9 protein-coding genes are annotated in these 12,350 nt (G+C 66.5%); 2 read left to right on the forward strand and 7 right to left on the reverse strand.

The annotated features are described in order from the left end of the window. Positions 1-806 (forward strand): IS110 family transposase (locus tag VGQ44_10270; protein HEV8447198.1); only part of this gene is annotated, 806 nt, incomplete at its 5' end. A 358-nt stretch (positions 807-1,164) separates the two neighbouring features. Continuing rightward, positions 1,165-3,132 carry a multicopper oxidase domain-containing protein gene (locus VGQ44_10275; GenBank protein HEV8447199.1) on the forward strand — a complete coding sequence of 656 codons (1,968 nt, stop codon included), beginning with the start codon at positions 1,165-1,167 and terminating at the stop codon, positions 3,130-3,132. A gap of 37 nt (positions 3,133-3,169) precedes the next feature. Here VGQ44_10275 and VGQ44_10280 read toward each other — a convergent pair whose 3' ends face one another. Genes VGQ44_10280 through VGQ44_10310 form a run of 7 tightly spaced genes read right to left on the reverse strand, consistent with a single transcriptional unit; the run spans position 3,170 to position 12,340 of the window. Next, complete coding sequence (locus VGQ44_10280; GenBank protein HEV8447200.1) at positions 3,170-5,590, reverse strand: pectinesterase family protein; 2,421 nt, start codon at positions 5,588-5,590, stop codon at positions 3,170-3,172. Further along, entirely contained in the window at positions 5,587-6,762 is a 1,176-nt protein-coding gene (locus VGQ44_10285; GenBank protein ID HEV8447201.1) for a DUF4861 domain-containing protein, read from the reverse strand. The genes VGQ44_10280 and VGQ44_10285 overlap by 4 nt, the downstream gene beginning before the upstream one ends. Further along, a complete protein-coding gene (kduI, locus tag VGQ44_10290; GenBank protein HEV8447202.1) occupies positions 6,759-7,583 on the reverse strand; it encodes a 5-dehydro-4-deoxy-D-glucuronate isomerase in 825 nt (274 codons plus the stop codon). Before kduI ends, VGQ44_10285 begins: the two co-directional genes overlap by 4 nt. A gap of 15 nt (positions 7,584-7,598) precedes the next feature. After that, positions 7,599-8,369 carry an SDR family oxidoreductase gene (locus tag VGQ44_10295; protein ID HEV8447203.1) on the reverse strand — a complete coding sequence of 257 codons (771 nt, stop codon included), beginning with the start codon at positions 8,367-8,369 and terminating at the stop codon, positions 7,599-7,601. Then, positions 8,366-9,532, reverse strand: a complete 1,167-nt coding sequence (locus tag VGQ44_10300) for a glycoside hydrolase family 88 protein (protein HEV8447204.1) — start codon at positions 9,530-9,532, stop codon at positions 8,366-8,368. The genes VGQ44_10295 and VGQ44_10300 overlap by 4 nt, the downstream gene beginning before the upstream one ends. Then, a complete protein-coding gene (locus VGQ44_10305) occupies positions 9,529-10,956 on the reverse strand; it encodes a glycoside hydrolase family 28 protein (GenBank protein ID HEV8447205.1) in 1,428 nt (475 codons plus the stop codon). Before VGQ44_10305 ends, VGQ44_10300 begins: the two co-directional genes overlap by 4 nt. Positions 10,957-10,963: 7 nt before the next feature. Continuing rightward, entirely contained in the window at positions 10,964-12,340 is a 1,377-nt protein-coding gene (locus VGQ44_10310) for an MFS transporter (GenBank protein ID HEV8447206.1), read from the reverse strand. Positions 12,341-12,350 lie beyond the last annotated feature (10 nt).

A 12,350-nucleotide genomic window follows, 5' to 3' on the forward strand; every position in this document is an offset into this window, starting at 1 on the left:
GATCGAAGACGGACATCATCGATGCCCGGAAACTCGGCGAACTGCTTCGCAGCAATTTGCTGCCGACGATTTGGGTGCCGGACCTCGACACGCGCCGGCGGCGACAACTGCTCCGCGGTCGGGCGTTCCTCGTCCGTGAGCAGACCCGGATCAAGAATCGCATTCACGGCCATCTCACCGCCGAGAACCAGCTCTTCTCGCGGAGCGATCTGTATGGCAAGGCGGGTCGCGCATGGCTCGAGGCGGTCGCGCTGTCGCCCGTCTTGGCCGCCGAGACGCAGCGATTATTGCACCTGCACGATGTGCTGACGAAGGAGATCGCGCGGCTCGACTCTCAGGTGAAGCGCGACGCCCGATCTGATCTGACCGCGCAGCGACTGGCGACGATTCCGGGTGTGGGCGTGTTTGGCGCGTTATTCCTGCACGCCGAGATTGGCCCGATCGATCGATTTCCGTCAAGTCATCAGCTCGCTGCCTACGCGGGGCTGGTGCCGACGACGCGGAGTTCGGGGGGCAAGACGACTCACGGGCCTCTCGCGAAGATGAGCAATCATTGGCTGAAGTGGATTCTCGTGGAGATTGTACAAACGCTCAAGCTGGCGCCTGGGCCGGTCGGGGCGTACTATCGCCATCTGCTGCGAGCGAAGGGCAAGCCGAAAGCGACCAGCGCCGCGGCGCGGAAGCTGTGTGGCTACATCTATTGGATGTTGAAGGAGCAGTGGACGTACTCGGAGTGGTTGCAGCAACACCTGGACGTCCGAAGACCGGAGGTGCGCCCGACTCAACGTTTGGGAGCGATGGCGTAGCAGGATCGCGTCATTCACCCGGTAACGCGAATGGGCCACCTCCTTCGAACACACGCTCGTGTCTCCCCGACGTAGAGGCGCTTGAAGACGACTTCGATGCGGAGTTGCTCTCGATCAGACGAGGAGAAGGAGCTGCCGTTTTCTCGATCTGGGTGAACGTCGTTGCGCAAGAAGCGGCCGTGCTCAACGACCGCGTGGTCGCGCTGTGCTCACGGCATATTGACTTTCAGAGGAACGCTGAAGCTGACAAGCGATCTGCAGCTGTTGCGCGGCCTGCTGCCTCAATCTTATATGACTCACTTGCAGCTGGGCCTCGCCGCGTGGCGAGCCACGCAACCCGGACTATGAGAGGAGTACGATGACGACGCTGACTGGACAGAAACGGCAGCCGACGCGCAACCTTCGCCGCGCCGTAACCGTCATCTCTTTGCTCGTCACATGCATCGCAGGCGCACGGACGAGCGTGAGCTCCGCCGCTCCGGAGGTGCGCCCGAATCCAAACACCACGAGCGCCGGGATGCTTCACGATGGCGTGTTGACGGTTGCGCTCGAGGCAAAGCCCAGCCTGTGGCGCTTCAGCGGCACTCGTCAGCCGATGACGGTCGCGGCGTTCTCGGAACAGGGTAAACCACCACTCATGCCCGGACCGTTGCTCCGAGTCCCCGTTGGAACGCAGCTCCGGCTCACGATTCGCAACTCGCTCGACAAGCCGCTCACCTTCATCGTGCCTGCCGCGGTGCACGGTGCGCCGGACCGCATCACGGCCATGGATTCCGTGATCATCGCGCCCAACACGGTCGATACGCTCTCCGCGCCTGCGACGGTGCCGGGCAGCTACGTCTACCGTGGCACGCTGCCCGACGGCGCGAGCAAGATCTCGCATATCGCCGGCGTGCTCGCCGGCACGATCGTCGTCGACAGCGCCGGCATAACGTCGCATCCAACCGATCGCCTCTTCGTCATCATGGCGACGGAAGATTCCCTATCGTCGGCGTGCGACGACACGACCTCCGGGGATCGTGCACGCGCGTTGGGTGAATGCCGTGGCCGCCGATTCATGTATACGATCAACGGCACCGAATGGCCGTTGACGGACCGGATTCACGCCACGGTCGGCGACTCGCTGCACTGGCGAGTGGTGAACGCGTCCTCGCAGGACCATCCGATGCACCTGCACGGCTTCTACTATCGCGTCGACGCGCTGTCCGGTCCGCTGATCGATTCGACCAGTCGCCCGGCGCGCGGACAGCTGGTCGTCACGCAGCTGCTCACGGCGCTGGCAAGTATGTCGCTGACCTGGTCGCCCGAGCGCCCGGGAAATTGGCTGTTCCACTGTCACTTCGCCCTGCACAACACACCGTACGCGATGATCGCGATGCCCGACGATCCCGACATGCGGGACATGGCCGGCCTCGTCATCGGCGCGATCGTCGCGTCGCGACCGGGCGCCGTCGGCGCGGGTCATCCGTCACAGGAGCGACACCTTCGACTCGTCGCCGAGGAGACCCCGGCCACGGCGGGGACATTGCCGCGCATGTCGTTCGTGCTCGAGGAGAGTGGTCGGCGCGTCGATACGCACACCGACTGGAGCCCGCAGCTCGACCTCGTTCGCGGCGAGCCGGTCGCGATCACGATCGTGAACCACATGGCCCAGCCGACGAGCGTGCACTGGCATGGCGTGGAGGTCGAAGACAGCTATGCGGACGGCGCGCCGGGGTTCAGCGGTTCCGGAACGCATCTGGCTCCCGCGATCGCGCCGGGAGACTCATTCGTTGCGCGCTTCACACCGCCGCGCGCCGGCACGTTCATGTACCATACGCACGTCGACGAGATGCGCGAAGAGCTCGCGGGGCTCGAGGGTGCGCTCATCGTGCACGAGCGGCGCGCCGTCAACGATCCGGACGACCACGTTTTTTTTCTCAAGGGACAACAACCACGCGACCGAGAACACCCGCTCGAGATCGACGGGACAACGAACCCCGACACCATCGTGCTTCACGTCGGGCACGCTGCGCGCTTTCGGTTTCTCAATCTCTCAACCGCCGCCGGAACAGCCGCACCGCTGTTCTGGCTCACCGCGCGACCGGACAGCGTCGCGGCGATCGCGCGAGACACGATGCTCGTGCGCTGGCAGCCGATCGCCAAGGACGCGTTCGATCTTCCGGCATCGGCCCGCGCGATCCGGATCGCCGAGCAAATCGTCAGCCTCGGAGAGACCTACGACGCCGAGTATACGCCGACGGCCCCGGGCATCCTTCGCCTCGAGGTGCGGGGCGCCACTGGAAACCACGGGTTGCTGATTCGCGTTCCAGTACGAGTGGAGTGAACTTACGCGTACAAATCGGGACGCGGACGGCCTGCTGCTATCTAGCCGTCTGTCCGATGAGCGGCGTCCAGCCCGACAGCACCGCGCCCACGGTGTAGCGCGCGGCGTCCGTTTCGCTCAGCACACGACGCGCCTCGCTGTGCACGGCGCCCGGACCCTTCGTTCCATACTCCGCGAAACGTGCCGACGCAGGCTCGTACCACACACGCGTGCCGGTCGAGTCGACCGACGACATCCGATCCCACCCGCGCTCGCCGATGTGGTCGTCCATCCAGCAGGCTATGAAGGCCACGCTCGCCACGGCGCGCGGGTTGGCGAACGGATGCCACGGCCGGCCGAGCGTCACCGAATTCGGTGACATCGACGGCCGCTCCTTCTTCAAGCGGCTGCGCAGAAAGAGAAAGCCGTAGGGCTGGCCGAGGTCGGTGCTCGCCGCCGTCACGTATCCGTTGTTCGTCTTGCTCCCGCGATCGCGCGACACGATGTCGCAGTCGTCGAACACCGCCTGCCCGGCACCAAAGATGAAGTCGACGTGCCCCCACACCTCGCAGCGCGCGAAATAGCTGCGGCCCGAGTTTGGAAAGAGCGTGTCCTGGAAGCCGGTGATCTTCACGTTCACGAACGTCGCGCGGTCGGAGCCCAGGTCGAGCATCAGCGCGACGGCTTGCATGTTCTTGAGCTTCGTTCTGTCGCTATCGGGCTTGGCGACATTGGCCGGATAGTCGAATGCGTTTTCGACCGTGAGGTTTTCGGCGCGGAAATCAGGCGCCACGACGCGAAGCGTGAAGCTGCCGCGCGTGCCGTACGTGCCGCCACCGGGATTCGGCGTGTCGGCGGCCGCGTCGTACGAGAGGATCGTGCCGTCTCGGCTTTCCCCGACCAGTGAGACGTAGGGCCGATCAATGGTGAGCTTCTCGTGGTAGCGACCATTCTTCATCAGGATCGCCGCGCGCCCAACGCCGTTCGGTGGAAGTGCCGTCAGCGCCGCGCCGAGTGTGTGAAAGGTCGGCGTGCCGGTCGAGCTATCGCCGTCCGTCCCTCGAAACTTCGCGTCGACGACGGCCGCGTAATGCGCCCCCCCCGAGCTGCCGGCCGACGCCATCGCCGGCATCGGGACGAACTTCCCGGTGCACGCATTCGGCGGCGCGTCCGACGGTGTGCCGGTGAGCTTCACGTCCTCGCCGGCGACCGTGAGGTTCGACGGCCCCGGTCCACGAGTAAGCGTGACGTGTTGGGCGAGCAACGTGATCGCCTTCGGGTCGTCGAACACGACGTTGTTGAACGCGATCTCGAGGCGGCGCGAAGCGTCGTACCCGTCGAGGGTCACCTTCCCGCCGTCGAGCACGCGCACGTCGGCGAGACGGATGTCGCGGTACTCGGGGATCAGCTTGCCCGTGGTCTCCGGCGACGCCGTGTAGTGCGTGTCCATTAGAATTGGCTCTTTCGTGCGCCGGATGCAAACATCGCGATATTCGATATCGCGGACCAACCCACCTCGGCTCGCGTTCGACTTGATGCGCAGTCCGTTGTCCGCGCCCTCGACCGAGAGATCGAATACGCGAATCGCGCTCGCGCCGCCGTCCGTCTCGCTGCCGATTGACATGCCGTGGCCGCGATAGAAATGGTTGTGCGAGACCGTCATGTGCGTGCTGGCGACCTTCCCCGCCTTGATCGCCACGTCGTCGTCGCCGGTATTGATGTAGCTGTGGGTGATCGTGACGTTCGTCGCGCTCGTCGGATCGACGCCGTCCGTGTTTCGGGCCCGCGGATCGCGCGTGTCGATGCGGATGCCCCACACCGTGAATCCGGACCCGTGGTCGAACACGACGTGGAAGTTGCCCGAGTTCTTGAGCGTGACATCGTACAGCACCGCGCCGTCCGATTTCGTGAGCACGATGAGGCGCGGGCAGCTCTGCGACAGATTGCGCACCTTCGCGTCCTGCGCGAGGTCCCACCACGAGACGTTCTTGCCGAGCAGCTTGGCCCAGCCCCGCCCGTCGATCGTCCCCGGGCCCATGACGCCGACGCCGACGGCGCCGTTTGCCGCGATGAGCGGCTTGCAGCCGTGACCCTTCTCGTCCACGGTACCGCAACGGCCGTCGATGTCGTACTCGCGCGGGTCGCGCGAGCCGAAGAGAATGGCATTCGTGTCGACGAGGAGCGTCACACCTCGCTGCAGCGTGAGCGGCCCACTGAGAAACGCGCGTTTCGCGCCGGCGGCGCGCAACACGACGGCACGCCCCGCCCCGCAATGGTCGATGGCCGCCTGAATGCGACGCGTGTCGAGCTTCGACTCGTCGCCGTCGGCGATCGTCGTGTCCGCGACGGGCGACAACTCGGCATTGAGGACAGCGCACGACTCCGGACGCTTCGGCTCGACGACGTTGCGCGTGTCCTGAGCGCGAGCGGCCGCCGCCGCGACGCAGGCGAGCGCCAGCGCGACGCCCACGCGTCTCATGGCCGTGCCTCGATCGTGACCGACAACGGCGTGGCGATGCGCTGCGCCTGTTGGTCGAGGTAGTTCCACCAGTCGCGCACGTCGTGGAAGTCGCCGCTCGCCGTCCAACCGGCGCCGATGTAGTAGCTCATCGCTTCGCCCGACTTCGCGTGCGACACCGCCATGTAGTGGTCGTTCGTCTCCTTCCAGTCGACGACCGCGTCGCGCGGCAGGAGAATGCCGATGCCGAGATCGCCGTGGCCGCCATTTTTCGGAACGACCGGCCCCCACTCTGCGAGCCACGCCCACGACTTCGCCTTGCTCTCGAACCCGACGACGCTGGGGCGCTTCACGATGCCCGTCACCCACGGGATGTCGGCCGAGGCGTCGTCCGTCTTGAAGATGCTGACGACGTGGTTGAGGTTGTGCCCCGCGTCGAGCGAGACACGCTTCGTTTCCGACACACGCAGTCCCGCGGCGTCCCACGGCTGATACTGCAGCTCGAAGATCGCCCGCACCGGCCCCGGCGCGATGACGCGCCATCCCTTGAAGTTGAGCGCGCGATACAGCTTATCGCCGCGCCAGATCCCCGTCCCACCGGCGCCGAGCGATTCGCCGACGTCGAAGAAGTCGGCGCCTTCGCCGTTGTCGTGGTGGTACTCGTCGTGGCCCTTGGCGTACCACTTGTCGACGATCGGATCGCGCACGCGCTTGACCCAAATGTCGACGCCGCTGCTGTTGAGCGAGTCGACCTTCCAGAGTCCCTGGCCGTAGATGCGAAACGCGATGCGATCGCTCTCCCACGCGACGTCGTCGCGCGGGTCCTCGTGAACGGCATAGGCGCGAAGCTTCGGCTGGGCAAATCCCGGCGCCCCGCTCTCGACGATGAACCGCTTCGCTTCGCCCGCCGTGAAGGACCCTTGGAAGATCAACTCGTCCACCGTCCCGTCGCCGTCGTTGTCGACGACCTGCGACACGATCTCGTCGCCCGCGCTCGACCGCACGCGCACCGACCCCGGCGCCGCGCTCGGGATGTGCGAGCGAACGTCGGCCCACCGGATGCCGATCGTCTCGTCGGGGCGGGCGATGGTCAGCGTGTTCTGTACTCTGACCGCGAATCCGGCTCCCTGCGCGGCGGCAGCGGGAGCGACGGCGACGATTCCGGCGAGCACCAAGCCTAGATGGCGGGTCATTTCAGTTCCCTCATGTCGACCGCTTGCATGTCCGAGAAATCCTGGTTCTCGCCGCCCATCGCCCAGCAAAACGAGTAGGCCGCGGTGCCGCACCCCGAGTGAATCGACCACGCCGGCGAGAGCGCCACTTCCTCGTTCCGCACGACCACGTGGCGCGTTTCGCCGGGCTCGCCGAGCAGATGCATGACGACGTCCTTCTCCGGTAGATCGAAGTACAGGTAGACCTCGGTGCGCCGCACGTGGCGGTGACTCGGCATCGTGTTCCACACGTTGCCCGTCGCCAACGTCGTTACGCCCATGAGCAGCTGGGCCGTCTGCACGCGACCGGGGTGGATGTATTTGGCCAGGCGCCGTCGGTTGGCACCCGCCTCGGTGCCGAGATCCGACGCGTCGGCGTCGGCGCGCGCGATTCGCGCGGACGGGTGCGTCGCGTGCGCCGGATAGCTGACGAGGTAAAAGCGCGCGGGCCGTTCGGCGCTCGAGCTGCCGAACGACACGTCGCGCGTGCCGCGCCCGAGATAGACCACATCGCGCGGCTGCATCTCGAAGCTCGTGCCCGCCGCGCGAACGACCCCGGGCCCGCCGATGTTCAGCACGCCCAGCTCTCGGCGTTCCAGAAAGTGCTCGGCCGCGAGCCACGCGGGAGGATCCAGCGGGAGCGTTTCACCGAGTGGCACTGCTCCGCCGAGGATCACACGATCGAGATCGACGTGTTTGAGCGTGAGCCGACCCGCGCTGAACAGCCCGCGCACGAGAAACGCCGCGCGCAGCTCGTCAGCGGAAAGGTGTCTCGCCCGTTGGGCGTCCGGCAGATGATGCATGGCGGTTTCCGTGCGTCAGCGAGCCATCCAGCCGCCGTCCACCACGAGGACGTGACCGTTGACGTAGTTGGCGGCGTCCGACGCGAGGAACACGACGGCGCCCGCGAGATCGGCCGGTTCTCCCCACCGCCCCGCGGGTATGCGCGCGTTGATCTGCGCGACGCGCGGCGCGTTCTCGCGAAGCGCCTGTGTGTTGTCGGTGGCGAAATAGCCGGGCGCGATGGCGTTGACCTGCACGTTGCGCGACGCCCACTCGTTGGCGAGCGCTTTCGTCAGTCCGACGATACCGTGCTTGCTCGCCGCGTACGCCGCGACCGTGAGCCCGCCGCTGAACGACAGCACGGACGCGATGTTGACGATCTTTCCCCCCCCCGATCCGCGCTCGACCATCCGAGCGCCGAAGCGCTGACTGAGCAGCCACGCGGCGTCGAGGTTGGTTCGCAGCACGCGGTCCCAATCGTCGATCGGAAACTTCTCGGCGGGGTGCCGCGCGATGTCGCCCGCGTTGTTGACGAGAATGTCCACCTCCGCGAGGCGCTCCACTTCATCCGCCATCGCGTTGAGTGCGCGACGGTCGGCGAGGTCGGCGGAGATCGTCCACGCGTGTCGTCCCAACGAGCGAACGCACTCCGCGGTCTCGCGCGCGCCGTCCGGGCGCGAGCTCGCGCACGCGACGTCGGCGCCGGCCTCGGCCAGCGCGATCGCCAGGCCGCGACCGAGCCCCCGGCTCGCCCCCGTGACCAGCGCCGTCTTGCCGGCGAGCGAGAACGCGTCGAGAACGCTCATCGTCCCAGCTCGATGGCGGCGAGCATGAACGCGCCGATGCCCTTGTAGTCGTCGGACACGACAGGCTCACTGACGTAGTACTCGTACGTCCCGTCGCGCGGCGGATTGCCGCCGAGTCCAGCGACTTTGCAGATGCCGCGAATCGAAACGAGTCCGTCGGCGTCCGTGGTCACGAATTGTCGGAGCATGCCGTCAAAGGCGCGCGTGGCGAGCGCGTGGTACTTGGGCGCCAGGTAGCCCATTCGCGCGCCCTTGGCGAACGAGTACGTGAACATGGCCGACGCGGACTCCTCGAGATAATTGCGCGGGCGGTTCGGCTGACCGAGCACCTGCCACCAGACTCCGCTCGTGTCTTGCACCCGCGCGACCGCATCGGCGAGTTGCTGCACGATGTGGATGAGTGCCGGCCTGTTGGGATGATTCTTCGGCATGTAGTCGAGCACGTCGACTGCCGCCATGAGATACCAACCGACCGCCCGGCCCCAAATGTTCTTCGATCGTCCGGTCGTGGGATCGGCCCACGGTTGCCGATGCGCCGAGTCCCAGGCGTGGTAGTAGAGTCCAGTCGACGAATCGCGGAGGTGCCGCGCGACGAGCAGGAATTGGCGCGAGACGTCGGTCATCGCCGCCGTGTCGGCGTGGCGCTGCGCGTATTGCGCGTAGAAGGGCTCGGCCATGTACAAGCCGTCGAGCCACATCTGCTCGGGGTAGATCTGCTTGTGCCAGAAGCCGCCGCCGGCGGTTCGCGGCTGGGCAGAGAGCTGCGCGCGCAGCTGGTCGGCGGCACGCTGGTACCGCGGGTCATGGGTCGCGTCCGAGAGCGCGAAGAGAACGCGACCCTCGTTGATCTGGTCGAGGTTGAAGTCGGCCTGGCGATACGTCTTGATCGTGCCGTCCGGCATGACGAGAGAGTCGATGCTGCGCTTCACGTAGTCGGCCAGGCGCGCGTCGCCCGTCTGCGCGGCGAGCCGCTGTGTCGCGAGAAGCACGAGGCCCGCGGTGTAATCCCACCTGTCAAAGACGGCGACCGGGCTTCGCCGCATGACGGATTGCGCGACGCGCAGCGACCACGCTTGCTGGCCGGCCGGATTCTGCCGCGCCGGGCTCTGCGTCTGCGCCAACGCAGGCAGCGCGAGCGCGATCACCAGCGCGCGACTGTTCACCGCACCGGCGCTCCGTTGATCGTCGTGCCCGCGGTATCGAGTCCGTTCACGTGCTCCAGCACGTTCCCGTTCTCGACGCCACCGAAGTGGCAGTCGACGACGCGCACCCGTTCGATCGGCGCGTTGGCGAAGCCTCGTAGGTAGAGACCGTACTTGCTCTCGCGGCTCGTGACGTTCCGCATAGCGATGTCGCGCGCGATCGGTGTGAACGAGCCCTTTGCGCCCTCTTCGTAGGTGAAGTCGATCGAGAGCACGGCGTTGGCCAGCTGTCCCACCGTGACGTCGCGCATGTAGATGTCGCGAACCACGCCTCCGCGCATCGCGTTGTTCTTGATGCGCAGCACGTTGTCCAGACGCGGGCTGTCCATGCGGCAATCGTGGGCGAACACGTTCCAGCACCCGCCCGAGATCTCGCTCCCGATCGTGACGCCGCCGTGACCGTCGCGCATCTCGCAGTTGCGGACGATGATGTTCTGGCTCGGTGTCTTCACCCTGCGGCCGTCGGCGTTGCGCCCCGACTTGATCGCGATGCAGTCGTCGCCGGTGTTGAACACGCAGCGCTCGATCAACACGTCGCGGCTCGACTCAGGATTGCAGCCGTCGTTGTTCGGCCCGAGGCTGGAGATCTTCACGCCGCGCACCGTGACGTTCTCGCACAACACGGGATTGATCTCCCACATCGGCGAATTCACGATCGACACGTTCTCGATCAGCACGTTGCGGCAGCGGTACGGCTGGATGAACGGCGGGCGGAGATAGTCGCCCTCGCCGAACCGGCGTCGCTCGACCGCTTCGCCGCGCTCGGCCATCTCGAGCAGCCGTTGACGCGACGCGTTGTAGTTCGGAGCGCCGCGCGACCAACCGAAGTCCGCCGATCCCTTCCACGGCCACCAGTGCGCACGATCGGCCTGGCCGTCGAGCGTGCCCTCGCCCGTGATCGCGACGTTCTGCTGATCGAACGCATAGATGAACGGCGAATAGTTCATCAGCTCCGTGCCCTCGAACCGCGTCAGCACGGCGGGCAGGTAGCGGCGCGGATCACGGTCGAAGAGCAGCGTCGCGTCGCGCACGACGTGCAGCTCGACGTTGCTCCGGAGATGAATCGGCCCCGTCGCGAAGCGCCCCGCCGGCACGACGACGCGTCCACCACCGGCGCTCGTGCAGGCCGCGATCGCGCGACCGATCGCCTGCGTCGCGTCAGTCCGGCCGTCGCCGACCGCGCCGAAGCGCGTGATGTCGAACTCGCGATCGGGAAACACCGGCGGTTTGATCCGCGCGAGAATCTCCGGCACGAGCTCCCATCCCCGGTCGGCCGAGGGCCGAGGCGACGGTGTCGGGCTCGCGTTGCAACCCGCCGCGCCGAGTGGCGTCATCACCGCGGCGCCGGCGCCGAGCGCTCGAAGAAAATCGCGCCTGGTCGTCATGATCGGCTCAGTCCCTGTCGGCGGCAGTGTCTTTGTCGAGCGACGCGCGCTCGAGCCGCGGCGCGAGAAGATGAATCACGATCAGCGCGGCGACGTACGCCGTGCCGCACACGAAGAAGATCGGCGTGTAGTTGCTGCCGTTGTGCTGCAGCACCCAGCCCGTGCCGCGCTGGAACAGCGTACCGCCGATCGCGCCGAAGAATCCGCCGATGCCGACCACCGAGCCGACCGCGTACTGCGGGAACATGTCGCTCGACAGCGTGAAGATGTTCGCTGACCACCATTGGTGCGCCGCCGCCGCCACGCCGACGATCACGACCGCGACCCACATGTTCGTCGCCGACGGCGCGAACATCGTCGGCACGATCACCAGCGCCGCGATGAGCATCGTCGTCTTCCGCCCCGCGTTCACCGACCAGCCGCGCTTGATAAACGCGCCGGAGAGATATCCGCCGAACACCGAGCCGACGTCGGCGAGCAGATAGATGACGATGAGCGGCATCGCGATCTGCGACAGCTTGATGCCGTATCGCGAGTCGAGAAACTTCGGCAGCCAGTATAGATAGAACCACCAGATGGGGTCCGTCATCAGCTTGCCGACGGCGAACGCCCACGTCTGGCGGTGGCGCACCAGCTGTGTCCACCGGACGCGCTTCCCCCTCCCCGATTCGACCGGCTCGCTCGAGATGTGCGCCAACTCGGCGGGGCCGCACTTCGGGTGCTCGCGCGGCGGCCGATAGATCATGAGCCACGGAATCAGCCACAGGAATCCGAGCGCACCCGTCGCGATGAACGCCGGCCGCCATCCCCAGTTGAGCGCGATCCACGGCACGAGGATCGGCGTGATGATCGCGCCGACGTTCGACCCCGCGTTGAACACGCCGGTCGCCAGCGCGCGTTCGCGCGACGGGAACCATTCGGCGACCGTCTTGATCGACGCCGGGAAGTTTCCTGACTCGCCAAGGCCGAGGACGAAGCGAGCGATGCTGAAACCCGATGCCGTCCGCGCGAGCGCCATTCCCATCGCGGATAGACTCCACACCGTGACCGACCCGGCAAAGCCGCGCCGCGTGCCGAAGCGGTCCATGATGCGCCCGGCGAACAGGAACCCGATCGCGTACGCGATCGTGAACCACGACACGACGTCGGCGAACTGCTGCTCGTTCCATCCAAGATCGCGCTGGAGCGTCGGGCCGAGGATGCCGATGACTTGGCGGTCGATGTAGTTGATCGTCGTCGCGAAGAAGAGCAGCGCGCAGATCGTCCAGCGATACCGTCCCACCTTGGCGAGCGCACCGCTCCCGGCGAGCGCACCCCCGGCGGCACCGGACGCCGTCAGCTCCGATTCCGTCGTGTCTCGCCGCGTATCGACTGGGGTCGCCATCGGTCCTCTC

Source organism: Gemmatimonadaceae bacterium (assembly GCA_036003045.1).
GTDB lineage: Bacteria > Gemmatimonadota > Gemmatimonadetes > Gemmatimonadales > Gemmatimonadaceae > JAQBQB01.